Source organism: Natronolimnohabitans innermongolicus JCM 12255 (genome assembly GCF_000337215.1).
GTDB classification, from domain to species: domain Archaea; phylum Halobacteriota; class Halobacteria; order Halobacteriales; family Natrialbaceae; genus Natronolimnohabitans; species Natronolimnohabitans innermongolicus.
The window spans coordinates 18932-44656 of the sequence record NZ_AOHZ01000055.1; the positions used below are offsets into that span (position 1 = coordinate 18932).

Genomic DNA, 25725 nt, shown 5'->3' on the forward strand with positions numbered 1-25725 from the left:
CGAGGCTCCCATGATCGTACCTGAATCATGAGCTTCGGCTGTTGGGATAGCGTCCAATGGCGGACCGAAGACGCGTTGTCTCGTCGATCCGAACGAACCGCCGGCTGCGTTCGGGTCAGAGCCGCGACTTGATCGTCTCGGCCGTCTTCGCGCCGATCCCCTCGACGCTCTCCAAGTCGTCGACGCTCGCCTCCCGCACGTTCTCCACGCTGCCGAAGCGTCCCAGCAGCCGCTTTCTGGTCTCGGGGCCGACGCCCGGTACGTCGTCGAGAACGGTCTTCACCTCGTCGCGGATCGTCTGGTGGTACTGCACGGCAAAACGGTGGGCCTCGTCGCGAACCCGCTGGAGCAGGTGCAGGTGGGGCGCGTCGCTCGGCCACGAGAACTCGCGATCCGGCGTGATCACGCGCTCCTCGGCCTTCGCCAGCGCGATAGCTGGGACGTCCCAGCCGACCGCAGCCAGCGCGTCTCGAGCGGCCTCGAGTTGCCCCTGTCCGCCGTCGATCACCAGCAGGTCGGGGTCGGGCCGACCGTCCCGGCCCTCGACGGCGCGGCGGGCGCGCCACTCGAGTAACGCCCGCATGTTGTCGTAGTCGTCGTTCTGGTCGGCGAGTTTCTTCCGGCGGTAGTCGGCCTTTTCGGCGCTGCCGTCGACGAAGGTGACGTTGCTCCCGACGGCCGACTTCCCCTGGGCGTGGCTCACGTCGAAGCCCTCGACTCGCTGGGCGGATTCGATCTCGAGGGCGTCGGCCAGCATCGCACACTCGTCGCGGCCGCCGACGTTCCGGCGGGCGTTCTTCAGCGCGAGTTCGACCAGTTTGGCCTCGCGACCGGCGCCCGGCACGCGGACGGAGACGCCCTCGGCCTCGAGCCAGGCCGCGACTTCGTCGTCGCCGTGGCGCTCGGGCAGGAGCAGGGCGTCGGGCAGGTCCCGTTCGGCGTAGTACTGGACGATGAAGGCGGCGAGGACGGTGGGAACGCCGCCCTCGTCGCGGTCGGCCGCCGCGGTCGCGCCGGTTCCCTCGAGCGCGGTGCCAGCACTGGAACCGGTGCCGGGACCGGGACCAGCATCGGCGCCGGGCGCCTCGAGCGTGTGTCGATTCCGGTCGACCAGTTTCCCGTTCTCGGCGCGCAGGCGGGCGACGGTCGCGTCCTCGCCCTCGATGGCGACCCCGAGGACGTCGACCGCGCGCTCGTCGCCGACCGACTGGACGGCCTCGCCGCCCTCGCCGTGGAAGGCCTCGACGTTCTCGAGGCGGTCTCGGAGGTTCGCCGCCCGCTCGAAGTTCTGCTCCTGGGCGGCGGCCTCCATCTCCCGGCGCAGCGGGTCCGCGAGGATCCCCGTCTCGCCCTCGAGGAAGCGCTCGACGGCGGTGACGTCCTCGGCGTAGCTCTCGAGGTCGATCTCGCGGGTGCAGGGGGCGGTACAGAGCCCCATCTCGTAGTCCAGACACGGTCTGTCGCGGCCCGCGTACTTGTGGTCCGAACAGCCCCGGACGCCGTAGGTTTCCCTGAGCGCTTTCACGACGACCTCGACCTGGCCCTTGTTGGTGTAGGGGCCGAAGACCGTCGGCCCGCTCGCACTCGAGGCGCCCTGCGCCTCGCCGTCCGGATCGCGGGTGATCTCGATCCGCGGGGCGTCGTGGTTCGTCAACTGCACCATCGGATAGGATTTGTCGTCCTTGAGCCGGACGTTGTACCGGGGCTGGTGGCGCTTGATCAGGTTCGCCTCGAGCAACAGGGCCTGCGTCTCGGTGTCGGTGACGGCGATTTCGATCTCCGCGGCGCGGTCGACCATCCGACGAATGCGGGCGCTGCGCGGGTCGGCGTAGGATCGCACGCGGCTGCGCAGATCCACCGCCTTCCCGACGTAGAGGGTCGCGTCGTCGGCCCGGAACTGGTAGACGCCGGGCTCTCGAGGCAACGACTGTGCGCGTTCGCGAACCGCCTCGGCGTTCATCGGCGGGCCTACGGCGTCAGTGGCTTTCAGCCTGACTCATCGGGATCGGTGAGCGGATCGTCGACACCGGTTCTATCGGTCGACCGCTCGTCCACCGGCGAGCGCTCACCATCCGCTGGCCGCGCGTCGTCGGGGCCGTTGGCCGCCGGTCGACCGTCTGCGTTCGCCCGTCCGCCGGCCGCGTCAGCGGGGCCGTCGTTCGCCGACGAGTCCGAATCGGTCTCGACGGTCACCGACTCGCTCGGCTCGCCGGGGCCGATCGCCTCCTCGAGCGCGATCGTCCGGTCGGCCTCGAGATCCGCGTCGGAGACCGGCAGCGCGATGTCGTCGTCGCCGCTGATCCGAAGGACGAGCCGGCGCGTCCGGGACGCGATGTACCGAACGAAGAAGACGGTCGAGAACAGGGCGACGAGCGCGCCGGCGACGAGGACGGTCAGGTCGAGTGCGGTGAGCAGCGTCTCGACGGTCTCGAGGGCGCCGCCCGTGATCCCCGTGGCCCCTTCGACGTCGACGCCGGCGACCAGATCCGCGAGGTCGTAGGTCGCCGCCGCGAGCAGGAGGCCGACGCCGAGGAACAACACCACCGTCGCCCAGACGAGCTGTCGCGGCGCGTCGTCGGTCTCGACGGAGACGCGGGCGACGTTCGGCCGCTCGACGGTCCGGTAGTTCGATCCGCCGCCGTCTTCGGTGAACACGAGGACGCGGTCGTTCGTCACGACGACCGTCGCCGCCTCGAGGTCGACGCGGCACTGGACGCGCTCGCCGTCGTACAGAAGCTCGTCGACGTGTTCACTCCAGGTTCCGAGCATCGGTGCGTACGAGAGAGTCCGTCGTCCAGCGGCAAGTACCTCGCGCCGGCTTCCGTGCGCTGCGAATCGGGGAGAGGAAGGGGAGAACGAAAGGGCGCGAACTCCGCGTTGGGGTTCCGGTCGGCGTTCACGGGGCTCGCAGCGAATCAACGAGCGAGCCAACGCGACGGCGTCGACGCGGTACATTCTCGGTCGTCGACGCGCAAGGTGGGGTATGAGCGACGACTCGGAGACGGTGCAGTGCTGGCTTGTCGAACGCGACTACGGCAGTCGGAACATCGTGACGATCGTTTACGCGACGCCGGACGGCTCGCGGTACCACCAGCGCGAGCGCTCGCAGACGTTGCTCCAGCAGGGATCTGCGGTCACGGCGGGCGCCGAGATCGCCGCTAACGACCTCGAGGCGGTTCCGGACGAGGACACTCGTGAACGCTACGCCGCGGAGGCAGAACGGACCGCCGAGCAGTACGACCCCGACGACTCAATCTGATTGGTAACTCGCCTCGAGGCGCGCTCTCGCGATACGGTCAGCGCCGCGACACGACTGGTTAGTGCCACGACACGAGTGCGAACGAGTACCAACGCTTATCGGCGAACAGCGAATTCACTCAGCCATGCCAGCTATCACAGTCGATTCGCTGACCAAGTCCTACGGTCAGGAACTCGCCCTCGAGGAGCTTTCCTTCGAGGTCGAGGACGGCGAAGTGTTCGGCTTTTTGGGACCGAACGGCGCCGGGAAGTCGACGACGATCAACCTGCTCCTCGATTTCATTCGTCCCACGAGCGGCAGGATCGAGGTGCTGGGGCTGGACGCACAGGCACACAGCCGCGATATCCGCTCGCGAACCGGCGTCCTCCCGGAGGGCGTCGAGACCTACGAGCGCCTGACCGCCCGTCAACACCTCGAGTTCGCCATCGACTCGAAGGGGGCCGACGACGACCCCGAGGCGCTGCTCGAGCGCGTCGACCTCGCCGATGCGATCGACAAGAAAGCCGGCGGCTACTCGAAGGGGATGGCTCAGCGGCTGATGCTCGCGATGGCCCTCGTGGGCGAACCCGATCTCCTCATCCTGGACGAACCCTCGACGGGACTGGATCCCAACGGGGCTCGCGAGATGCGTGAAATCGTCCGCGAGGAGAACGAACGCGGCGCGACGGTATTCTTCTCGAGTCACATCATGGAGCAGGTCGAGGCGGTCTGTGACCGCGTCGGCATCCTTCGGGACGGCGAGATGGTCGCCGTCGACACCGTCGAAGGACTTCGTGAGTCCGCCGGCAGCGGAACGACGCTGCGGGTGACCGTCGACCGCATCGACGACGCGGCGATGCAGGCCGTTCGATCGCTGGCCGACGTGACCGAGGCTCGCCTCGAGGGCGGTGACCCGCCGGTTATCACGGCGCAGGTCGACGGCTCGAAGACGGCGGTGCTGGGCGAACTCGAGGACCGCGACATCGAGATTCAGGACTTCTCGACGCGGGAGGCCTCCCTCGAGGACGTCTTCCAGTCGTACACCACCGGCGAAACGGGGGTGGAAGCGCGATGAGTACCGACACCGGTGCTGGAACGAAATCCGACGCGTCCGAATCGACCGCGAGTTCGATCAATCTCGAGAGCGTCCGCGCGGTTGCGAAGAAGGACTTTCAGGACGCGGTTCGATCGTGGGTGTTCTGGGGGCTGAGTGCCTTCTTCTTCCTGTTGATCGTGGGTATCACGGGCTCGCTTGCGTACTTCGGTGAAGATATCGCGGCGGAGGGCGCGACGACGGCCATGCTCGTGTTCTTCGCGAGTGAAACCACACGGCTCGTGATCCCGCTAATTGCGCTCGTACTCGGCTGGAAGTCCATCGCAGGCGAGCGCGAGAGCGGAAGCATCAAAATTTTGCTTTCGCTGCCTCACTCGCGCAAAGACGTATTGCTCGGAAAGCTGCTCGGTCGGTCTGCGGTCCTCTCGCTCTCGTTGATCGTCGGATTCGTGGCCGCAGCCGCCGTCGTTGCCGCGCTGCTCGGTGGCTTCGACGTCGTCGATTACGCGGCCCTCCTCCTGATGGCGATGATCTATGGCGTTGCCTACACGAGTATCGCTGTTTCACTGTCGTCACTGACGAAGTCGACGACCGTCGCCGGTGCTGCGATGTTCAGCGTATTCCTCCTGTTTTACGGCGTCTGGAACGGAATCCTGGAGGCCCTTCAACAGTTGATGAACCGCGGGACGATCGACGGCGTGAGCTACACGGCCGAATTGACCGCACCCGACGGGACGACTGAGGAGATTACCCAGGAGCGACTGCCCGACTGGGCGCTGTTCGTCGACATGATCGATCCGGGCAATGCATTCCAGAACACGATTACCGTCCTTAGTTCGACCGGGGGAGACGAACTCGGAACAGCCTATCCGGAGTACTATTTTGCCGACGACGTGCCGTTCTATCTGGAGAATTGGTTCTCTTTCATCATCCTCCTCATCTGGATCGTCGTTCCGATTGCGGTCGCACTCTACCGGTTCGATCGCGTCGACCTCTAGCACTGCCGGTGCTTTCGCTCGTTCGACCGATTTCCACGCCGTCCGTGAAAACATCGGTGCACCCGTGCTCGTGCTACCGAGAACTCGATTACCAAACGAGTGGCTGATCGACGCTATCACCTTTCGAATCCACAACTTCCTCAAAACGGACCTCCGTTCGATGAGGTAGAAGATACCGCCGTACTGGCTGTTGGACTTGCGACGAATAGAGTGGAACCACTCCCTCTGAAAGACACGCTGTGCCTCTGACTGTACCCGTTACGTAGTAGGGTCTATATATTTATAGTTTCGACTCCCTGGGTGGAACAGTTCCAACTGAGATCCCAACTTCTCGTACAGTAGGTGATCTCGTTCTCGACAATAGCCGAATTCTGATCGTAGCAACTCTCGACTTCGACCCTTCCTACCCCGGCATCCACGCTGACCGTTTCACATGCACGGCCGTCCGGATCACACGAAAACGCGTCCCTCCTCGTTGTCCCAGCGACGTCGATCTCTATTTCCATGCTACAATTATCGTACACTCTGGCTTCGATACTTGCCGGGAAGTTCACATCTCCCGGGAGATACTCCAGTAGATCCGTTGTTATGGTCGGACCAACCTGATCACCACCATCAGTTGGATCCGCTGTTGCAACGCCGGGAATAATCAGGGCACCCGCTCCGACACCAGCGGCCGCCTTCATCAGGTCTCGTCGCGCCGGTACAGAACCATCATCTGATTCCACAGTATCTGGATCTGTCATACACGGGTATATATCTATAGAATACATATTAATTTTTCGAATATTATCTGATGCGTATTCTACGCTCACCGTATACAAACTAGATATCAAGGCGGATTCTCCGCCCCACCGTGGGGGGCTGAATACGTGGGGAATCAGTTTAGATGGGTACCGAACGTATGCGGAGCCGTGACCGACTGCATCTTCTACGGCGGCAAGGGCGGCGTCGGCAAGACGAGCTGCGCCGCGGCGACCGCCCTCGGGCTCGCCGACGCCGGCCACCGGACGCTCGTCGTCTCGACCGATCCGGCCCACTCGCTGTCGGATTCCCTCGAGGCTGACTTCGGCTCCGAGCCCCGGAAACTCGAGCGGGTCGTCGAGCCCGGTCCCGGCCTCGAGCGTGACGGCGATGACGGGGGCGACCTCGAACTCGATCCGGCCGGCGAACTGTGGGCCGTCGAGATCGACGCCGAGGCCCAACAGAAACGCTACGAGAAACTCGCCCGGGCGCTGGCCGCCGATCTGCGCAGCGCCGGCATCCGACTCGAGGACGAGGAGGTGAAACGGATCTTCGCCGGCGGCGCTCCCGCCGGCAGCGACGAAATCGCCGCGCTGGATCTGCTCGTCGAGTACGTCGACGACGGGGACTGGGATATCGTCGTCTTCGACACCGCGCCGACGGGCCACACGCTTCGACTGTTCGACACCCCCGACGTGATGGGACCGGTCCTCGAGACGGTTCAGTCGCTTCGCGGGCAGGCTCGTCGGATCGGCGACGCCGCGAAGACGGCCGTGCTCGGTCCGATGTCGATGCTCGGCGGCTCGACTAGCGAGGGCGAGGAGAGCCTCGAGGCGTTTCAGGCCCGACTCGAGCGCGCTCGCGACCTCCTCACCGACCCCGAGCGCACCGAATTTCGGGTGGTCGTGCTTCCAGAAGGAATGGCGATCGCCGAGTCCGAGCGGCTGATCGAGACGCTTCGGGAGGCCGGCGTTCGGGTCGACTCGCTCGTGGTGAATCAGGTGCTCGAGGATCCCGAGGCGGGCTGTTCGCGCTGTCAGTCGCGGCGGGAACGGCACGAAAAGCGAGTTGCGGAGGTTCGGGAAACGTTTCCCGACCTCGAGGTCCTGACGCTGCCCGAGCGGGAAGGGGAGGTGCAGGGACTCGAGGCGCTACGGTCGATTTCCGAGCGGATAGTCGGACGGTGAGTCGGTGACGTCGCGTACCCGCCGTCCGGCTCACTCCACGTCGTAGCGAAAAATGTCTTCTATCGAACACTCGAAATAGCTCGCGAGCTTGAACGCGAGCTCGAGGGACGGGTCGTATCGTTCCGCTTCGATCGCGTTGATCGTCTGTCGAGTAACCCCGACTTCTTTCGCGAGCTCCTCCTGGGTCAGATCGTGTTTCGCCCGATAGACCGTCAGTTCGTTTCTCATACTCACTCGAGGTATCTGTAGTACACGAGGTATGCGCCATAAAGGAACAGTCCGCTGAAGATGTATGCCGTGCTTGCGCCCTCGCGTGGGAAGATCGCAAACGTTCCGTCGGCGAGGATGACGAACAGCAGCATCCAGAACGCATTAACGCCGACTTTCCCGTGCAGCTTGGCGGTTCGTTCGTCGCCCAGGGCTTTCCGGTCGCGACCAGCCGATACCGCCCTGTACCCGAAGAACACGAGTATACTGGCCGGAACGAGCAGTCCGAAAAAGCTCACCGGCGGAAGCGAAGAGACCCCGACAACGACGGCGCCGCCGAGAAGGAGTATCGCAGCACCGGCGATCATCACGTACCCGTTCCGTTTCTGCCGTTCGATGTTCGTGGGGAGTTCGCTCATCGTTTCAGTAGCCCGTCCGACCTGTTGCGATTCGTTGAGTTGGCGCTATCCAGAGAGTGTCAACAGTGGCCGACAGTATGGAAAGTATCTTTTCCATATTGTATGGGGAACGTTCCACCGGAATAAGTATTTTGGAGAAATAGTCGTCGCTGCGGGTTTCGCGGAGTCTCCCCGGTAAGAATCGTATCGGGATTCGACGAGCGAACGACAGCGACCGCAGAGATGCACTCGACGAAGCCACGGCGATGAACCCGCGGTCGAACCATCGTAGACACGAGGTGTTCCACATCCTCCCCAGCCAATTCGCTCGGTTACCGGCTCACGGTCTTCGACCGTTCGCTGTTCCGCGACGCGCCACCGTAGGGGAGCGTTGACTGGCACGTGGCTGTGAGAACGACCGCCAGCCTATCGAGATTTTGTGACGACTGTTTTCAAGCAAACACATTTTACACTCTTGATACGTATGCGAGCGCATGCCGTTGTTCCCCGCCGAGATGGAGAGCGAACGACTCAGATACGAGCGACTCCACCCCGACGACTTCGACCCGCTCGAACTGTACGAGCACGCTCGAGCGGGAGCCCCTGCAATCGACGAAATCACCGAGTACGTTACCTGGGATCCCTACGAGAGCCCGAAGGAGGCGTTCGACTGGGTGTCGACCTGCGGCGAGGCGTTCGACGATGACGAGGAAGCGACCTACGCGATTCGACCGAAAGACGGTGACCGAGCCGGGGAGCTGGCCGGACTGGCTGGACTGCACACCCGTTGGGACCGGAAGCTGGCGATTCTGGGTATCTGGCTCCGAAAGCCGTTCTGGGGGCGCGGATACTCCGGTGAGCGCGCCGGTCGCCTGCTCGAACTCGCGTTCGAGCGGCTCGATCTCGAGGTCGTCGCGATCTCCCACGACCCCGAAAACGAACGTTCCAGACGCGCTATCGAGCGGTACGTCGACCGATTCGGCGGGCACAAAGAGGGCGTGGTCCGTAACGGTCTCGTTATCGGCGGCGAGCCTCGCGACTCCGTTCGGTACAGTATCACGCGAGAAGAGTGGGACGAACGCCGGTAACGGAGGGGAAAGCGAACGCCGACCGGCATATCGACGGCCATCTCAGAAACCGGGACCGAAAGCTCGTAAAAGCCGTCAGATAAATTGCGGATGAGATGACCGGTTCGATGCGCGATGGAGACGTTCACGACGACGAAATTCGTCTGTGGCGCGAGGCGGACTGGTGGATCGCGAAGAACGTCGAGACGGGCGTCACGACACAGGGACCGACTCGAGGCGCCGCACTGGAGAATCTCGACGAAGCAGTCGCACTCTACGCTGAGAAGATCGGAAGCGAACCAACCGACGCAGCGCTCTGCGAACTGGGAATCGATCCGGCGGACAATACGACCGGCGAGCAGGAACGTCCCGACGCTCTTGGAACCGTCCGGTGATTCGCTCGATTACTCGAGCTCGATTCCCTGCTCGGCCAGCAGTTCCCGAAACTCGTCCTCGTCGACGATCGACACGTCGTTTGCCTCCGCATCATCCTGCTTCGTCTGTCCCGGATTCTCCCCGACGACGAGATAGTCGGTGTTCCCCGAAACGCTGCTCGTCGTGTTCGCGCCGTGGGTCTCGACGGTTTCCTGAGCCTCGCCGCGGGTGACGCCCTCGAGCGAGCCCGTGAAGACGACGGTCAGGCCCTCGAGCGCGTCGCCGCTCGACTCGAGGTCGCTCTCCTGGGGCGAGACGTGCTCGAGGAGGTCGTCGACGGCGTCGGCGTTGGCCTCGCTCGCGAAGAACTCGTGGAGCTGTGCGGCGACGGTTTCGCCGACGTCGTCGACGCCCTCGAGTCGTTCGGGGTCGTCTTCGGCGGTTTCGCGGAACGCCTCGAACGTCCCGAACTCGCGGGCGAGTTCGCGGGCCGTCGTGGGGCCGACGTGGGGGATACCGAGCGCCGAGAGGAAGTCCGAAAGCGGCGGTTCGCGGGCGGATTCGATCTCCGAGAGCAGATTTTCGGCGCTCGTCTCGCCCCAACCCTCGAGTTCCGTAAGTTCCTCGGACTCGAGCTCGTAGAGGTCCGAAACGAAATCGAGGAGGCCGGCGTCGACCAGTTGTCGAACGCTCTTCTCGCCGAGTCCCTCGAGGTCGAGGCCGTCGTCGCTCGCGTAGTACTCGATCGAGCGCCGAAGCTGGGCATCGCAGGCGAGCCCGCCGGTACAGAAGGCCATCGGGCCGTCGCGCTCGACGGCGCTGTCACAGACGGGACAGTGATCGGGGAGTTCGTAGTGGCCCTCGTTGCCTTTCTCGACGACCTCCTCGACGTAGGGGATGACGTCGCCCGCCCGCTGGACGCGGACGGTATCGCCGATATTGACGTTCTTCTCGGCGATCTCCTCGGGGTTGTGCAGGCTCGCTCTCGAGACCGTCACGCCGCCGACGTCGACCGGCTCGAGCAAGGCGACGGGCGTCAGTCGCCCCGTTCGCCCGACCTGCACGGCGACGTCGACGATCGGCGTCACCTCGGCGCGGGCCGGGAACTTGTAGGCGAAGGCGTAACGGTCGTGGCGCGCCGTTCGCCCTAACTTCTCGCGGGCGTCGCGGTCGTCGACTTTGATCACGGTGCCGTCGATCTCGTAGTTCAGGTCGTCGCGGGCCTCGAGCATGCGGTCGCGGTAATCGATCGCGTCCTCGATATCGTCGACCACGTCGACGTGGTCGGTCACTCGCAGTCCCCACTCGGGGAAGCGCTCGAGTTCCTCGCGGTGGCTGTCCGCCAAGTCGCTGGCCTCGAGCACGTCGAAGTAGAACACTTCGAGGGGGCGCTCGGCGACCACCGCGGGATCGAGCTGGCGGATCGTGCCGGCCGTCGCGTTCCGGGGGTTCGCGAAGGGCTCCTCGCCGCGTTCGATCCGCTCGCGGTTGTACGCCTGGAAGGCGTCTTTGGGCATGTAGACCTCGCCGCGGACCGCGAGGAAGTCGGGATGGTCGCCGTGGAGCGTCTGGGGGACGGAGCCGATGGTTCGGGCGTTCCGGGTCACGTCGTCGCCCTCGCGGCCGTCGCCGCGGGTGACCGCTCGCTCGAGCGAGCCGTTCTCGTAGACGAACTCCATCGAGACGCCGTCGAACTTGGGCTCGCAGACGTAGTCGACGTCCCCGACTTCCCGGCGGACGCGGTCCGCGAACTCCCGGACGTCTGCGTCCTCGCCGCTCTGGTCGATCGAGAGCATCGGCGCGACGTGCTCGACGGTGTCGAAGGCCTCGATCGGCTCGCCGCCGACGCTTCTGGTCGGACTGTCGGGGTGGGAGCAATCAAAGGCGTCCTCGAGTTCCTGCAGCCGGGCGAAGAGGGCGTCGTAGGTTCGGTCGGCGATGAGGGGGTCGTTCTCGACGTAGTACCGGCGGTCGTGTTCGCGGATCGCCGCCCGGAGCAACTCGACCTGTTCGCGGGCCGCGTCCTCGGTGAGCTCCGCGACCGGCTCGAAGTCGGTCGGCGGGTTCCGGAGGTACGGGTTGTCTCCGTCCGCGTTCGAGTCAGTGCGCGCCATTCTTGCTCGCGCTTGGAACCCGCACCTCCTAAAGACGGTGACTCGCGGTCCGCTGTGCGTTCGGATCGATTTCGCCGTCGCCGGCCGCCGCTGTGACGTGGCCATTGCTCGCCCAACCGTTATGGATCGTCTCGTGTTGTTCTCGCGTATGACCGAGCAACTCCAGCAGGCGCGTGACGACTTAGAGGAAGCGGCGAAGGCGGCCGACGACGACGTCCGCGACGACATCCGCGAGACGACGGACGCGTTCGCCGACTACGTGATGGGCGATACCGAACCCGACCACGCGCTGCTCGACGAGCGGCTCAACACGCTCAGGCAGGTCAGCAAACAGGCCGACGGCAACACGGAGGCGAAGGTCGACTCGGCGATCGAGACGATCGAGGACTACCGCGAAACGATCGATCAGGCCTGAGCGAGCGTTCGATCGCGGTTGCAAGCTGATTTTTTTCAACGATCCTCGTGGTAGCCACGCGCAGATGGCCGACACGACTGTCACGCAGTGGGAGTACGAGACGGCTCGTCCGCCGAGAGATCCGACGATGGAAGAGGCGTCGGATCCGGAGGATCTCCTCAACGAGTACGGAAGCGACGGATGGGAGTTAATCGACACCATTGATTACAGCGGCGGCGGGACGAAATACCTCGTCTTCAGGCGGCCGGTAGACGAGGGCCGCGATGAGTGAGGACACCGATGATCCGGGGACGGCCAATACGATGCGGAAACGGATCGGCGAGAACCGGTTCAAGTTCTGGTTCCTGCTCAAAGCGAACCGGCTCGTGCTCACCGGCCTGCTGGCGTTCGCGTTTTTCGCAGCGTTTATGACCGGCATCTTCGTCAGGCCGACGCTCTCGGATATGCTCACACAGCGGGCGGTCATCGAGTCGATGTTCTCGACGATGATCAGCGCGCTGATCACCGGTATCACCCTCGTCGTGACGATCAGCCAGCTGATCATCTCGCAGGAGAACGGCCCGCTCGGGGACCAGCGACGCCGGATGAGCGAAGCGCTCGACTTCAGAGATTACATGAAAGAGGTGACGGGCAAACCAGCCCCGGCGGATCCGTCGGCGTTGCTGCGCGAGATCGTCGATACGAGCGAACAGCGCGCCCACGATCTCCAGGATTCGATCGCGCAGGTCGACGACGACGAACTCATGGAAGAAGTCGACGAGTTCACCGACAGCATCACCGGCAACAGCGAGGCGGTCCGCGAGAAACTCGAGGGCGAACAGTTCGGGACGTTCAACGTGGTCAACGCCGCGCTCGATTACAACTACTCCTGGAAGCTGTTCCAGATCGACCGCCTCGAAGACGACTATCAGGACGTTCTCGAGGAACCGCAGTTCGACGCGTTCGACGATCTCCGGACCTCGCTCGCAATGTTCGGTCCGGCTCGAGAACACGTCAAAACACTGTACTTTCAGTGGGAGCTGATCGACCTCATGCGGCTGATCCTCTATGCGGGGATTCCGGCACTGCTCGTTTCGGGAATGATGTTGACGTTCGTCGACCAGTCGACCATTCCCGGGAGCACGCTCGGAATTGACAACCTACTCTGGCTCATCGGGCTCTCGTTTTCGTTTACGCTCGTCCCGTTCCTGTTGTTGACGACGTACATCACTCGGGTCGCGACGGTCGCAAAGCGGACGCTCGCGATCGGACCGCAGATCCTTCGGGAGTCCCAGCGGTAGTCGCCATCGCCGCGTTTCGATCGACGGTTCGTTTTCGCGGAACGCCTATCGTCGCGCGTCGACGATGATCGAGAACCGAGTCGCGTCTATCGCTCTCGAGGCGAGCGCTCGCTGACGTCGATATCGGCGTCGTCGACGGCGATTGGTACGTGGCGCTCGCCGAAGGCGACGACTTCGAGCGCTGCGGCGAGTAGACGGCGATCCGAACAGGGTCGTCTGTGACTGCGGCTTCGGGATTTCTCGAACCCGATACGGTTCGGTACGACGCGTAATTCGAGCGATACCCCTGCTGTCAAGTGTAGACTGCCACTCGAGGGTACGGACTCGATACTACTGCAACAGCGAACTCACCGGCGACGACGCCTCGGGCGTCACCTCGTCGAAAAAGCCCTCGACGCCCTCGAGTTCGAAGACGAACTCGGGTCCAAAGGCGCCGGCGGGCGTCTGAAAGCCGGCGTCCGCGTCGCCCTCGAGGACTCGCTCGGCAACCGTCACGGCGCCGTCGGCCGTGACGACGTAGGGATCCGGCGTCCGCAGACGAGAGACGACGCGTTCGTCGGGGTCGCCCTCGCCGTCGTCGCCGACGGTGGCTTCGCCCCAGACGTAGGCCGTGCCGCGCTCGCGGGCCCACTCCGAGGGACCGTCGCGAACGCCGGCCAGTTGCTTCAGGAGCCACCGGACGGGTTTCGACTCGAACACCGGCGAGAGATATCGATGGGATTTGAGCGCGAGCCGCGCCGGCTGCGGGAGCATCGCGTACATCTCGACGTTCGGAACGCCCGTCGTGTAGTGGGCCGTCGAAATATCGCCCATCGGCATCGTCACGGCCGGACGCTCGCCCCGACCGAAGTCGATCTCGCGGGTCTGCCACGCCGTCGGGACGTGCTCGACCCGGCCGTCACGGCGAACGGCGCCCTCAGTGTCGGCTCCCTCGAGGACCGTCCGAACCGTTCCGATCGACGGGATCCGGACGGCGTCGACGCCGAGCGCGAGGTGGTCGGCCTCGGGCAGCCGGTCGGCGAGATGGGCGGCCAGACAGTCCATCGGGATCGTCGACAGCGCGGCCGCCGGCAACATCGTGACGCCGGCCTCGCGGGCCTTGCCGTCGAGGTCCTGAATCGACTCGATAACCGGAATCTCGCCGGTGATGTCGACGTAGTCCGCGCCGCTGCGGATACAGCCCTCGACGAGCGGTTCGGCGGTGTTCGAAAACGGCCCGGCGCAGTTCACCACGCAGTCGACGTCCACGAGGGCCTCGTCGACGGCGCCGGGGTCCTCGAGCGAGAACCGCCGACCCGGCCGGCCCAGTTCGTCGACCTGTTCGCGGAGGTCGTCGCGGCTTCGGCCGGCGAGGATCGGATCGAGCCCGCGGTCGATCGCTTCGCGAGCGATCAGGTCACCGACGTAGCCGTACGAACCGTAAATGAGCAGCGTAGACGTGGCCATATCGAAACGGAGTGCTCTCCGTAGGTAAGGGACCGGCCGGCATTCGCTCGACCGTCGACCGTCGGGACGATCCGAGTCCGTATCCGGACGCGAACTCGAGTCGGCCGTCGACCGTCGACTACTCGAGTCGATCCAGCACGGCCTCTTTCTCGTACGATAAGGAGAGCGACCGCGAGCGACCGCGCCCGTCGACTTCCGCGTAGTCGGCGTCGATCAGCCCCAGTTGGTCGAGTTTGTTGACGATTTCGGAGTAGCGCGTGTAGCCGAGGTCGGTCTCCTCGTGGAAGGCTTCGTAGACGTCGCCGGCCTGCTCGCCGTCGTTGTCGGCGATGACCTCGAGTAAGGTTCGCTCGGTGTCGGTCAGCCCCGAGAGGCTCCGCGAGAGGTTGATGTATTTGGACTTCTCGTAGGCCTCGGTGACGTCCTCGCGTTCGACGGTGCGACTGGCGCGCATCTCGGCGGTGAGTCCGGCTCGCCGAAGCAGGTCGATCCCCACCCGGAGGTCGCCGCTGTCGGCCGTGAGATCGGCGACGTACTCGAGGGTGTCCCGCGAGATGACGCCGTCGTTGAAGCCGCGCGTGACGCGCTCGCCGAGGATGTCGACGATCTCGGGCTGGTCGTAGACCGGGAAGTAGACGTCTTCGGGTCGGAAGACGCTCTGGACCCGCGAGTCGAGTTCGTCGATGACGTCGAGTGCGGGATCGGAGGAGACGACGATGACGCCGATCTTCGCGCCGGGGTACTCCTCGTGGGCGCGAAGCAGCGAGTACAGCGTATCGCTCGCCTCGTTCTCGTAGAAGAGGTAGTTGACGTCGTCTAAGGCGACGACCAGCACCTTGTCCTCCTCGACGAGTTTCTCGGCGATCTGGCCGAACAGTTTCTTGAAGGAGATGCCCGACGACGGCGGCTCGTAGTCGAACGTCCCCTCGAACAGCCTCGAGAACACCGAGTAGCGCGTCGCGTTGACCTGGCAGTTGACGCGGATCGTCCGGACGTCGCTGGTCTGGGCGCCGACCTCGTCGAAGAGCTTCTGGATGGCCGTCGTCTTGCCGGTGCCGGGCGGGCCGCGAACCATGACGTTCAGCGGCCGCGACCCGCGCACCGCCGGCCGGAGCGCGTAGGTCAGACTGTCCGTCTGGCTCTCGCGGTGCTTGAACGTCTCGGGGACGTAGTCGATCTCGAAGACGTGCTCGTCTCTGAACACGGATTCGTCCCACGACAACATGCCCCCATCGGGGTCGTCCGCCATTACACTTTCACCTCGCTCTCCGAGCCACTTAGTTCTTCGCTGCGGGTCAGCGCTCGAGCCGATCAGTGTGATCGTTCGGTCGTCGGCGCTGCTGTCGTCGCCTCGCTTACGGTCGCCGTTCGCTTCGAGCAGTGCCGACTCGTCAAGCCAGTTCGACCCGCTCCATCCCGCGCTCGATGTCGGCCCGGTCGATCCGCCCGTTGTGGGTCATCCGCACGTGTGCCCGCACCAGTCGCTCCACCTCGTCGGAACTGCTCGAGCGAATCGCGAACTGACAGCTCCCCTCCGAACACGCGAATTGATAGGGCATACCACAGCGTCCCCTGAGCGCGGAAGTAGTAGTTTTACTTGCGTGTGAGGGCCAGATTCGAGACCGTTCGACGGCCTCGAGGCCACCGCGACCGATCTCGGTCCCTACGGACCTCCGTCCAGCACCAGTCCGACGACCACCGCCGTAAGCGCGAGAACGACGGTGCCGGTGAGAAAGAGCACCGAGTAGGAACTCGCCGAGAGGAGGACGCCGAACGCGACCGGCGAGACGGAGATCGCGCCGGTTTTGCCGACCTCGAGGACGCTGACGACGCGGCCGCGAACGTCGGGCGCCGCGGCGGCGGTGACGGCGTCGTTCGCGACAGGATCGAAGAGTCCGTCGCCGATGCTCGCGATGCCGAGGATGATCAGCACGAGCACCGGATCGCGGGTCAACAACAGCGCTGCGGTGCCGGCACCGAACAGCAGGAGGCTTCCGACGAGGACGGCGCGGCGACCGACGCGACCGACGAGCCGGCCCGCCGTGGGCGCGGCGAGCAGTCGCCCCAGTCCCAGCACGGCGACGGCGAGGCCGCCGACGAACTCGCTCGTCCCGAGGACGGTCACCGCATACAGCGGCACGAACGTAAACAGCGCGTAGCGGACCAGAAAGAGGACGCCGACGCCGACGATGACGATCCGCATCTCGCGGGTGAGCGCGGCGGCGACCTCGCGGACGAGCTCGAGGACGCGCGACAGGGATGGTACCCCCGACGCGGCGGCGGCGCTCGAGCCGTTCGCGGGCGCCGACTCGGGTTCGGGAAGCCAGACGTAACACAGGACGAACGCGACGAACGAGAGCCCGTAGAGGGCGAACGGCAGCCGCCAGGAAACGTCGACGAGCGCGCCGGCGAGCAGGGGGGAGGCGACGCCGACCAGCCCCGTGATGCTCGTCAGGAACCCCTGGGCCGTCGTCGCCGCGCGCCCCTCGTAGAGGTCGCCGATCAGCGTGATCGACATCGGGAGCAAGCCGGGGAACGCACAGCCCTGAATCGCTCGCAGAAGGATGATGACGGCGAAGGAGTCGACGAACGCGATGGCGACGCCCGCCAGCCCGTAGACGACCAGCGAGGTGAGAAACACGCGTCGCCGGCCGAGCGCGTCGGTCAGCGAGCCGACGATCGGAATCGCGACGACGGCGGTGAGGAAGAACGCCGTCATCACCATCCCCACGCGCGCTTCCGTCAGATCGAACGCCGACGCCATCCCCGGCAGCGCCGGTGAGACGAGCGTGCTCGCGAAGACGCCGACGCCGGCGAGCCCGAGGACGGCGTAGAGTTTCGGATCGTCGGCGAGGCCTGACCCCGTGTCGACGCTACTCGCCATCGCGCTCGAGTTCACTCGGGTGTCGACTACCGTCGACCGTGGCGCCTACCGAATCGACCACCGACCGGCCCACCACGACTTCTTGCGAACAGTTCACGAATAGCGTATGCCGAAGATGCGTCAAATAGCTACGGGAATCGGAATCCGACGCGGGCGCCGTCGACCGCCGCTCAGTCGAACTTCTCGAGCAGACGGTCGTAGAAGACGGGCTCCGGTTCGCGGTCGGCCGACCCGTCGCTCGCCGGCGCGCCCCCGTTGGCCGCGACCTGCTCGTCGCGGGCCTCGTCGGCCAGTTTCTCGACGATCAGCTCCGGCGTCGAGCGCGCGAGGTGGTCTTTGACCGGCGATCGGTTCACCTCGAGTTCGCCGTCGACCAGTCCGACCGCCTCGATGCCGTCGACGGTGACGTCGTAGTCTGCCATCTCACGGATCTCGCCGGCCAGGTGGGAGACGAAGACGGCCGTCGCGTCGTTCTCGGAGAGCGCTTCGAGGATGCCGGCGATGATCTTCGCCGACGCCCCGGGTTCGGTGATACTCTCGAGTTCGTCGACGAGCACGAGCGATCCCTCCCCGCCCTGCGCGAGGTCGGCGAACTCCCGGACGGTGGACTCGAAGGCGCCCGCGTCGAGGGTGCCCTGGGTCTTGGCGTGGTAGTGGAGGTCGTCGAACCGCCGCAGCCGGACGCGATCCGCGGGTACCGGTAGCCCCATGTGTGCCAGCACGACGACGCTCGCGACCAGATCCAGCGTCGAGGTCTTCCCGCCGCTGTTGACCCCCGACAGCAGGGCGACGCCGGAGACGTCGTAGTCGACGGGATCGATCTCGGCGAGCGGTTCGTCGAGCAGCGGCGACCGGCCGCCCTCGATGGCGAAGCCGACGGCGTCAGCGTCGTCGTCGGAGACGAACGCCGGCATCGTACACTCGTACTCCCGGGCGAACCGTGCGACGGCGAGTTCGACGTCTAACTCGAGGGCGTCCCGGACCAGCTGTCGGGCGCCCTCGCGCTGGTCGGCCAGGTCGGCCGCGAGTTCGCGTTTGAGCCGTCCGGCGCGGCGTTCCTTGGCCGCGGTCAGCTCCTCGCGCAGCCGCGAGATCACCTCCTCGTCGCGTTCGACGGGGAACGTCGGCTCGTCGCTGAACGCGCGGCGAGCCACCTCGGCCTCGCCCTGGTCCAGATCGAGTGCGTCGATCAGGTGTTCGCGGGCGGCCTCGACCGCCACGGCGTACTCGTCCGCGAGCTCTCGGGAGAGCAGCGAATCGACGCCGGCACCGCGTTCGACCAGCGAGAGCAGGTCCGAGCCCTCGATGGTGACGTCCTGTTCGCGGATCGCCTCCCGCAGGCGATCGTTGGCGACGCTTTCGGCCGCGCTCGCAGCCGCGTCCAGATCGTCGACCGCCGTCGTCAGGCGATCGAGCTCCTCGTCGCCCGCGACGGTGCCGTCCTCGTCGAGGCGCGCGAGGCCGTCCTCGAGCGCCGCGAGGTCGCAGGCCGGCTCGAGGGCCGCGGTTCGATGCACCTCGACGGCGGCCTGCAGGCGGTCCCGGTTGCGCGCGAAAAAGGCGAGCGGACGCTCGGGGACGACCTCGGCGGGGTTCTCGAGAGCGTCGGGAGTGACCTGAACGTCGCCCTCGACGGTGACGCCGGCGAAGGACTCGTCCAGCGCGTACACCGTGGCGTAGCCGCGGGCGAGCTCGGCCAGTCCCTGGGCGTCCTCGACGACTTCGACGGAGAGCTCCGGAATCGCCTCCCGCGCCGCCGAGTAGCGCTCGGCGTCGGTCGTCGCCAGACAGCGCTCGCGGACGCGGACGTCGCCCGGCTTCCGCAGCGGTTCGACGCCCTCGAGGGCCTCGAGGACGGCCGCGTCGTACTCGCGCTCGACGGCCTCGGCGGCGAACGTCTGCACCTCCTCGATGCGCGACCGGCGCGGACTCGGGTAGATCGTCTCGAGTCGCTGGGCGGCGTAGTCGGTGACCGTCCGTTCTTGCAGCAGCCCCAGCACATCGCGGTAGATCTCGCGAGCCCGATCGGTCGCGAGGAAGCCGCCCGGATCGTCGTGTTCGAGCCGGATCGCGCCGCGGGCGATGCGAGCGGCCCGGCCCTGGCTGATCCCCGGCGCGGTCGAGATCGTCGCCACGTCGCCGCGTCGCAGCGCGCGTTCGGGCTCGTCGAGCGCGGCGAGCGCCCGCGCGGTCTTTTCGCCCACGCCCGGGATCGTCTCGAGGTCCATTCGTTCTCGAGGGTCGTATCAAACCGGAGCGAGAAAAACCTCCCGCCCGTCTCTTTTCGTACTCGGGGTGGTACCCCGGCACATGACAGTCGATGCGCTCGAGTATCACCGTCGCACGAAACACTCGCCCAAAAGCGTCCGGGAGGGGCAACCCGGGCTCGACTTCGACATCAAGCCGCGGCCGTACAAGGTGTACGCGGACCTGCCGTCGGTTCCGCTCGCGGACTCGATTCGGCCGCCCCAGCAGCCGGCGCTGTCCGCGGTCGCCGAACCGACGCCCGACGGGGTGGTGCCGGCCGACGGCGAGGAATCTCGCGTCGACCGACTCGACCGTGAAACCGTCGCCACCCTCTGTTACTACGCCGCGGGTATCACGAAGCGGATCGAGCTTCGGAACCGCTCGAAGCTGTTCCGCGCCGCGTCGACGACCGGCGCGCTCTATCACGTCGACCTGTACGCGGTCTGTGGCGACCGCCCCCGTCTCGAGGCCGGCGTCTACCACTTCGACCCGCGGACGTTCTCGCTGGACGTCCTCCGAGCGGGCGACTTCCGGGGTGTCCTCGCGGCCGCGAGCGGGGACGACGCCGTCGGCGACGCGCCGCTGTCGATCGTCGCGACCTCGACGTGGTGGCGAAACGCCTGGAAGTACGAGGAACGGACCTTTCGCCACGCCTTCTGGGACTCCGGGACGACGCTGGCGAACCTGCTGGCGGTTGCGCACGCGCTGGACCTCCGGGCCGAGGTCGTCGCGGGCTTCGCGGACCGACCGGTCGCCGACCTGCTCGGGGTCGATCCCGAGCGGGAAGCGCCACTCGAGATCGTTCCGATCGGCGTCGGCGACGGCGGTGACGGCGGCGACGGCGGGGCCGGGGATACCGCGTCGGACGCGGCCGCCGTCGACCCCATCGACCCCGATACCGAACCCCTCTCGCCGACCGAGCGGGAGTACCCGCTGCTCTACGAGGCCTGGGACGCCGGCGCGCTCGAGGACGGCGCGGCGGCCGCACTGTGGCGATCCGACGGTCCGAGCGCCGCCGACTCGATCGGGACCCGAGACGCCGGCGACCGCGCCCGCGTCCCGCTCGAGCCGGTCGGTCCGGAGACGGCTTCGAGTCGCCCGCTGCACGAGACGATCCGGCGACGGGGTTCCTGTCGGCAGTACGACCCCGACCCGATCAGTTTCCGAAAGCTCTCGACGGTGCTCGACCGCGCCGTCCGCGGGGTGGCGATGGACTGCCGGCGAGCGGACGACCGACGCGGGGCCTCGAACGAGCGTGCGGACGCCCCGCGACGCCCGAGCCGGAACGGCGCCCGGCCGCTGTCGTTCTGCGATCCGTACCTCGTGGCAAACGGCGTCGAGGGTCTCGAATCGGGCAGCTACCACTATCATCCCGAGGCGGGCGAACTCGAGCGCCTCCGGTCGGGCGACTATCGGCAGGAGGCCACCCACCTCGCGCTCGACCAGCGGCTGGGCGGCGACGCTGCGGCCTGTCTGTATTTCCTGACCGACCTCGAGGCGGTCGTCGACGCCCTCGGCGACCGCGGCTACCGCGTCGCGCAACTCGAGGCCGCGCTGACCGCCGGGCGGCTGTACCTGGCCACCTACGCCCACCGAGCGCTGGGCGGGACGGGACTGACCTTCTACGACGACCTCGTCACCGAGTTCTTCGCGCCTCGCGCTGCGGGGCAGACGCCGCTGTTTCTCTACACGATCGGACGGCCGGCGTAGGCTCGCCGAGCGCCGCGAGCGCCTCGAGCGGATCGAGACGCCGTCTGTCCGAACTTGCGCCCTCCGGGTGGCTCGTTATTCGGTCGGCTTCCCAAGGACGGATATGGTACTCAAGCGACTCCTCGGTTCGACGGCGACGCGATCGCTGACGGTGGTATCGGTGCTCTCGGAAGCGAAAACGGCGTTCAGTCATGGCAACAGGGTCCGCGGCGCGCTCTTGCTCGGCGTCGCCGCTCTCGCCTGGAAGTGGGCGATCATCGGCATGGCCGCCCAGGGCGTTCTCAACCTCGTTCGCGGCGGCTCGTCGGACTCGAGTCCGGCCTGAGACCGGAGAGGCCGACCGTTCGCTCGCGTTCGACTCGAGCCGCGAGTGACGCGTCGAAACCGTCGTCGAGCGGTTACTTCTCCAGATACCGCGCCGCCGACCGACAGACGGTGACGCCGTCGGCGAGCGACGTGGCGATCGTCCGCGGCGAGGACTGGCGAACGTCGCCGGCGGCGAACAGCCCGGGTTCCGCCGTCTCTAACGACTGGTCGACGGCGATGGCGCCGCAGTCGGTTCGCGGAACCCACTCCGGGAGGAACGACGCCGCGGGCTCGACGCCGTGTTGAACGTACAGTCCGTCGACGGCCTCGACGTACTCGGCGTCCTCGGTGCGGTCGAACAACTCGAGGCGCTCGAGGACGTCTTCGCCGTCGACGCCGCGGATCTCGGTGTCGGTCCGAACCTCGACGTCCGGGTGTTCGGCGATCCGCTCGCGGAACGCCTCGCCGGCGGCCAGTTGCGACCCCTCCTCGACGACCACGACGCGGTCGGCGTGTTCGGTCAGGTAGCGCGCGTCGGCCAGCGCCCACTCGTCGCTGCCGGAGACGGCGACGGTCTCGCCGGCGTACAGCGGTCCGTCGCACATCGCACAGTAGAAGACGCCGCGGCCGCGGTAGGCTTCGGCGTCGGGGACGTCCAGCCTGATCGGTCGACTGCCGGTGGCGACGACGACGGTGCGGGCGTCGTAGGTCCCTTCGGTCGTGTCGACCGCGAAGCCTCGAGACCCCTCGTCCGCTCGTCGAACGTCGTCGACGGCCGCCAGTCGAACCTGACCGCCGACCTCGCCGAGCTGGTCGACCAGCGTCGAGCGGAGCTCCGGCCCCGTGGTCTCGGGATGGCCCGGTAGATTCTCGATGGTGTGGCGGTTGACGAGCTCGCCGCCGACGGACTCCCGTTCGAAGAGTACCGCTTCGAATCCGCGGCGACCGGCGGCGATACCAGCGGCTAGCCCGGCTGGTCCCGAGCCGACCACGAGAAGGTCGTAATCGTACTCGTCGTCGGAGCCCATGCCAGTTACCCACCGCCCGCCTGTCCCCACTCGCGGTCCAGTCCGTCGCCGTACCGCTCGAGGAGCGCGTCCCAGTTGTCGGGCAGTTCGACGCGCTTCGTCGTCGGACCGCCGAGAGTCGGCCCCATCGCCGCGTTGAACCGGCCGCTCCCGCCGGTGACGAACAGCTTGATGCGCTCGGGATCGGCGAACTGCCGTCGCCAGAGCGACTGCAAGCCGTCGTCCTCGGCGTTCCCGCCGCCGAGACCGGACAGCTCGTCGGCCCGTCGCCGGGCGTTCTCGGAGATGTACTCCTTGATTTCGGCTTTCGTGTACGCCTCGAGCTCCTGGGCGTTGTACGGACAGAGCGCGTAGAACACCTCGAGCTGGGCGCCTTCGTAGCGCTCGTTGGCCGTCTCGGTCTTGAGCCCGACCATGTGCGGCGGCGTGTTACGGATCAGGCTCTCGACCATCTCCTGGTCGCCTCGCGGTCCCGCCTCGAACTTGTACTGGAGGAAGTTGTTGGGCGCCGCGAACGTGATCGTGCTGTCGTCGCGGTCGTAGCCGCGCTCGACGTGCAGCGGCTCCCAGGGGCTGCGCTCTTCGTTCTCGCCGGCGAACAGGCTGAACTTGAACGGGTTGCCGATGGTCGCCATCTCCTTCTCGCCGGGGTGGATGCGGGCGGTGTTCTTGTAGGCCAACCCGAGCGCCCGCCCGACGGTTCGATTGGTGCGGAAGCCGGGGCCGAATGCTGCGGTGTCGGAGTTGACGTCCAGCGCGCGCCGAATGGGGCCGTTGACGACGAAGAGATACGCCCACGAGCCGGTGCTGACCGAGGCCTGGATGGCGTTCGACTTGGGGTCGGCCAGCGCCCGCGCGCCGGCGACCAGCAGCGGCATGTGGATCGGCAGGCAGCCGGCCATCACGCCGTTTACCGCCAGCTTTTCCACCGTGAGGGCCCCCTCGCGGGTCCCGAGCCGACCGATCACCTCGTCGCGCGGCAGGTCCGTCCCCTCGAGCATCCGCTCGACGCGTTCCTCGCTCGGCGGCACGACCGGCAACCCGTCGGTTTTCCCCTTCCGGTAGAACGACTCCGTTACGCCCTCGATATCCTGTTCTTGCCGACTCATGTCACCGATCCCCGCCGGCGACGACCGTCGTCTCGCTTTCGCTTTCGGCGTCCTCGGCGGCCCGCTCCTCGGGCGTCGGTGGGCGCGTCAACTCATCGAGGATTTCGTCGAGCACGTCGACGGTGAGTTGCTCGCGGAAGCGGTCGCGGTCGATCACCTCCGAGATCGCCGGCATGGTGTAGTAGCGCAGCTCGCGGCCGAAATCACGCGCGTTGGTGTCCCAGTCGAGCGCGAATCCCTCGTCGACGATGCCGACTCCCGGCGTTTCGCTGCGTTCGGCCGACTCGATGCCGTAGACCAGATACTTCGTACAGGAACCGCAGTCGCCGATGGCGCCGATGCAGGCGTCGAGTTCCTCGTCGGCCCACGCCTCGATCGCGTCCATCTCCGCGTCGTTTTTGATACGGTTGAGGTGGTCGACGGCGTAGCGGTCGACGGTGACGCTCGGATACGCCTCCTCGAGGCGCTCCTCGACGACGTCTAGCAGCGGCTCCGCAGCCGGTTTTCCGTTGTCGAACAGCCCGATGCGCGCTCCCTCGATCTGCTCGAGGCGCGGGGCGATGGATTTCCGCTCCGCCGCTTCGGAATCGGCCACTGGATCGTACATGACTACCGTGGCATACGGTACCACCTCTCTTAAAGACTGGACTGGCGGCGAGATTCTTGGGGTCGAGTTGCGGACTACCCTAGTCCTCGTCGTCGGTACCTCGCGGTCGCGCTCGCGCCTCTCGACGCGTCGACTCGAGCGGCCGAGCTGCTTTTGATTCCCGAACCAATCACTTGTTCTGGTGACTGAATTCGAACCGTCGGCTCGATATTCGCCACGTCCAGTACGGTTTTCTCGAGGGTGAGACAACACTACCACAATGAGATCGCCGACGATTGCCGTGGTTCGCAACGAGGTCGACGCCGACCGCGAGTTCCACTGCGACGCACTCGAGGGGGTCGTCTCGGACGCTGCGGCCGAGATTCGGACGGTCGACTACCCATCGGGCGAACGACTCGACCTCGAGGCCGTCGACGCCGTCGTTCTCACGGGCTCGACGGCGGGCGTTTACGAGGTCGACGAACGCCCGTGGATCGCCGATCAACAGCGGCTCGTGCGGGAGTTGATCGACCGCGAGGTGCCGACGCTCGGCGTCTGCTTCGGCCACCAGCTCGCCAACGCGGCGCTCGGCGGCACCGTCGAGCGCGTCGGCGCGACCTGCCGGCCCGTCGCGGCCACGCTCGCGGACGACCCGCTGTTCGAGGGCGTCTCGTCGGTCGTGCCGGTCGCCCACGGCGACGCCGTCACGGAACTCGGCGACGGGATGACGCTCATCGCCTCGGCGGCGTACTACCGCGCCTTCGCGACGCGCCACCGAGTGGCCCCGCTGTGGACCGTCCAGTTTCACCCCGAGTTCACCGCTGCCCTCCGCGGGCGACTCGAGGCCGATTTCGACTGGACCGACGGCGAGTACGGCTTCACCGAGACGAACGCGACTCGAGTCGTCGAGAACTTCGCGTCGATCGTCGCCGACGGGGCCGCGAACTCGCGGGCGTAGCGTCGTTACGCGCTCGACGATCGATCGGCGAGCATCGACTCGATCGTCTCGGCGGCGTCGAGAACCGTCGCGTCGTCGAACCGCGAGCCGACGAGCATGAGTCCCACGGGAAGCCCGTCGACCTCGCCGACGGGAACGCTGATCGCGGGGTGGCCGGTCCGGTTGAACGGCGCCGTGTTGGTGACGACGAGGTCCTCGCCGAGGCGGTCGTACTGATCCATTTCGGGGTCGTGTTCGGGCGCCGTGTCCACGACCGTCGGCATCGCCAGCAGATCGTGGTCCGCGAGCAGGGCGTCGTACCGCTCCGTCAGCTCGACGAAGAGGTTCATCCCGTCGGCGTAGTACCGCGAGTGGTAGGCGTCGTTAGCGTAGGC

The 25725-nt window shown here is 66.3% G+C and carries 27 protein-coding genes; 12 read left to right on the top strand and 15 right to left on the bottom strand.

What is annotated here, in order from left to right:
* Positions 1 to 115: 115 nt before the first annotated feature.
* Together C493_RS12165 and C493_RS12170 are read right to left on the bottom strand one after the other, a co-directional pair.
* Positions 116 to 1960, bottom strand: a complete 1845-nt coding sequence (locus C493_RS12165) for an excinuclease ABC subunit C (RefSeq protein WP_007259741.1) — start codon at positions 1958 to 1960, stop codon at positions 116 to 118.
* A gap of 26 nt (positions 1961 to 1986) precedes the next feature.
* A complete protein-coding gene (locus C493_RS12170; RefSeq protein ID WP_007259742.1) occupies positions 1987 to 2769 on the bottom strand; it encodes a hypothetical protein in 783 nt (260 codons plus the stop codon).
* Positions 2770 to 2983: 214 nt separating this feature from the next.
* Here C493_RS12170 and C493_RS12175 point away from each other — a divergent pair, with 214 nt between their 5' ends.
* The 3 genes from C493_RS12175 (at position 2984) to C493_RS12185 (ending at position 5290) form a co-directional block, all read left to right on the top strand.
* Positions 2984 to 3259 carry a hypothetical protein gene (locus tag C493_RS12175; protein ID WP_007259743.1) on the top strand — a complete coding sequence of 92 codons (276 nt, stop codon included), beginning with the start codon at positions 2984 to 2986 and terminating at the stop codon, positions 3257 to 3259.
* A 124-nt stretch (positions 3260 to 3383) separates the two neighbouring features.
* Positions 3384 to 4313, top strand: a complete 930-nt coding sequence (locus C493_RS12180) for an ABC transporter ATP-binding protein (protein WP_007259744.1) — start codon at positions 3384 to 3386, stop codon at positions 4311 to 4313.
* Positions 4310 to 5290 carry an ABC transporter permease gene (locus C493_RS12185; RefSeq protein ID WP_007259745.1) on the top strand — a complete coding sequence of 327 codons (981 nt, stop codon included), beginning with the start codon at positions 4310 to 4312 and terminating at the stop codon, positions 5288 to 5290. The genes C493_RS12180 and C493_RS12185 overlap by 4 nt, the downstream gene beginning before the upstream one ends.
* 272 nt (positions 5291 to 5562) lie before the next feature.
* Here the strand turns inward: C493_RS12185 and C493_RS22695 are convergent, their stop codons facing one another.
* Positions 5563 to 6036, bottom strand: a complete 474-nt coding sequence (locus C493_RS22695) for a hypothetical protein (protein WP_152421156.1) — start codon at positions 6034 to 6036, stop codon at positions 5563 to 5565.
* A 168-nt stretch (positions 6037 to 6204) separates the two neighbouring features.
* On the opposite strand from C493_RS22695, the gene C493_RS12190 reads away from it, so the two are divergent.
* Positions 6205 to 7221 carry an ArsA family ATPase gene (locus C493_RS12190; RefSeq protein WP_007259746.1) on the top strand — a complete coding sequence of 339 codons (1017 nt, stop codon included), beginning with the start codon at positions 6205 to 6207 and terminating at the stop codon, positions 7219 to 7221.
* A 30-nt stretch (positions 7222 to 7251) separates the two neighbouring features.
* Here C493_RS12190 and C493_RS12195 read toward each other — a convergent pair whose 3' ends face one another.
* The gene (locus C493_RS12195) at positions 7252 to 7449 is read right to left on the bottom strand and encodes a helix-turn-helix transcriptional regulator (RefSeq protein WP_007259747.1); all 198 of its coding nucleotides are present in this window, start codon (positions 7447 to 7449) and stop codon (positions 7252 to 7254) included.
* Positions 7450 to 7451: 2 nt separating this feature from the next.
* Entirely contained in the window at positions 7452 to 7847 is a 396-nt protein-coding gene (locus C493_RS12200; protein WP_007259748.1) for a hypothetical protein, read from the bottom strand.
* A 473-nt stretch (positions 7848 to 8320) separates the two neighbouring features.
* Here C493_RS12200 and C493_RS12205 point away from each other — a divergent pair, with 473 nt between their 5' ends.
* Positions 8321 to 8914 (top strand): GNAT family N-acetyltransferase, encoded by a 594-nt coding sequence (locus C493_RS12205; protein ID WP_007259749.1) that lies wholly within the window; start codon positions 8321 to 8323, stop codon positions 8912 to 8914.
* Positions 8915 to 9009: 95 nt separating this feature from the next.
* On the top strand, positions 9010 to 9288 hold the full coding sequence (locus tag C493_RS12210; RefSeq protein ID WP_007259750.1) for a type II toxin-antitoxin system HicB family antitoxin: 279 nt from the start codon (positions 9010 to 9012) through the stop codon (positions 9286 to 9288).
* 9 nt (positions 9289 to 9297) lie between these two features.
* Here the strand turns inward: C493_RS12210 and ligA are convergent, their stop codons facing one another.
* Entirely contained in the window at positions 9298 to 11382 is a 2085-nt protein-coding gene (gene ligA, locus C493_RS12215; RefSeq protein WP_007259751.1) for an NAD-dependent DNA ligase LigA, read from the bottom strand.
* Between the two features lie 148 nt (positions 11383 to 11530).
* Here ligA and C493_RS12220 point away from each other — a divergent pair, with 148 nt between their 5' ends.
* From C493_RS12220 to C493_RS12230, 3 genes are all read left to right on the top strand, one after another.
* Positions 11531 to 11797 (top strand): DUF7553 family protein, encoded by a 267-nt coding sequence (locus tag C493_RS12220; RefSeq protein WP_049889341.1) that lies wholly within the window; start codon positions 11531 to 11533, stop codon positions 11795 to 11797.
* Positions 11798 to 11861: 64 nt separating this feature from the next.
* A complete protein-coding gene (locus C493_RS12225; protein WP_007259753.1) occupies positions 11862 to 12068 on the top strand; it encodes a DUF4177 domain-containing protein in 207 nt (68 codons plus the stop codon).
* Positions 12061 to 13077 carry a hypothetical protein gene (locus C493_RS12230; RefSeq protein WP_007259754.1) on the top strand — a complete coding sequence of 339 codons (1017 nt, stop codon included), beginning with the start codon at positions 12061 to 12063 and terminating at the stop codon, positions 13075 to 13077. Before C493_RS12225 ends, C493_RS12230 begins: the two co-directional genes overlap by 8 nt.
* A gap of 330 nt (positions 13078 to 13407) precedes the next feature.
* On the opposite strand, the gene C493_RS12240 is transcribed toward C493_RS12230, so the two are convergent.
* From C493_RS12240 to C493_RS12255, 5 genes are all read right to left on the bottom strand, one after another.
* Positions 13408 to 14523, bottom strand: coding sequence for a saccharopine dehydrogenase family protein (locus C493_RS12240; protein WP_007259756.1), 1116 nt, complete (start codon positions 14521 to 14523; stop codon positions 13408 to 13410).
* A 118-nt stretch (positions 14524 to 14641) separates the two neighbouring features.
* Positions 14642 to 15772, bottom strand: coding sequence for an ORC1-type DNA replication protein (locus C493_RS12245; protein WP_007259757.1), 1131 nt, complete (start codon positions 15770 to 15772; stop codon positions 14642 to 14644).
* Between the two features lie 142 nt (positions 15773 to 15914).
* A complete protein-coding gene (locus C493_RS22230; RefSeq protein ID WP_007259758.1) occupies positions 15915 to 16082 on the bottom strand; it encodes a DUF1059 domain-containing protein in 168 nt (55 codons plus the stop codon).
* A gap of 104 nt (positions 16083 to 16186) precedes the next feature.
* A complete protein-coding gene (locus tag C493_RS12250) occupies positions 16187 to 17407 on the bottom strand; it encodes an MFS transporter (protein ID WP_007259759.1) in 1221 nt (406 codons plus the stop codon).
* Positions 17408 to 17577: 170 nt separating this feature from the next.
* Positions 17578 to 19635 carry a MutS-related protein gene (locus C493_RS12255; RefSeq protein ID WP_007259760.1) on the bottom strand — a complete coding sequence of 686 codons (2058 nt, stop codon included), beginning with the start codon at positions 19633 to 19635 and terminating at the stop codon, positions 17578 to 17580.
* Positions 19636 to 19717: 82 nt separating this feature from the next.
* Between C493_RS12255 and C493_RS12260 the strand changes: the two genes are divergently transcribed.
* Entirely contained in the window at positions 19718 to 21364 is a 1647-nt protein-coding gene (locus C493_RS12260; RefSeq protein ID WP_007259761.1) for a SagB/ThcOx family dehydrogenase, read from the top strand.
* 103 nt (positions 21365 to 21467) lie between these two features.
* A complete protein-coding gene (locus C493_RS12265) occupies positions 21468 to 21689 on the top strand; it encodes a hypothetical protein (RefSeq protein ID WP_007259762.1) in 222 nt (73 codons plus the stop codon).
* Between the two features lie 73 nt (positions 21690 to 21762).
* Here the strand turns inward: C493_RS12265 and C493_RS12270 are convergent, their stop codons facing one another.
* The 3 genes from C493_RS12270 to C493_RS12280 are packed head-to-tail and all read right to left on the bottom strand — an operon-like array spanning position 21763 to position 24414.
* Positions 21763 to 22698, bottom strand: a complete 936-nt coding sequence (locus C493_RS12270; protein WP_007259763.1) for an NAD(P)/FAD-dependent oxidoreductase — start codon at positions 22696 to 22698, stop codon at positions 21763 to 21765.
* Positions 22699 to 22703: 5 nt separating this feature from the next.
* Positions 22704 to 23807, bottom strand: a complete 1104-nt coding sequence (locus C493_RS12275; RefSeq protein ID WP_007259764.1) for a hypothetical protein — start codon at positions 23805 to 23807, stop codon at positions 22704 to 22706.
* 1 nt (position 23808) lies between these two features.
* Entirely contained in the window at positions 23809 to 24414 is a 606-nt protein-coding gene (locus C493_RS12280) for a UGSC family (seleno)protein (RefSeq protein WP_049889339.1), read from the bottom strand.
* A gap of 259 nt (positions 24415 to 24673) precedes the next feature.
* On the opposite strand from C493_RS12280, the gene C493_RS12285 reads away from it, so the two are divergent.
* A complete protein-coding gene (locus tag C493_RS12285) occupies positions 24674 to 25351 on the top strand; it encodes a type 1 glutamine amidotransferase (protein WP_007259766.1) in 678 nt (225 codons plus the stop codon).
* 5 nt (positions 25352 to 25356) lie between these two features.
* On the opposite strand, the gene C493_RS12290 is transcribed toward C493_RS12285, so the two are convergent.
* The coding region (locus C493_RS12290) for an amidase family protein (RefSeq protein WP_007259767.1) at positions 25357 to 25725 on the bottom strand (369 nt) is incomplete at its 5' end.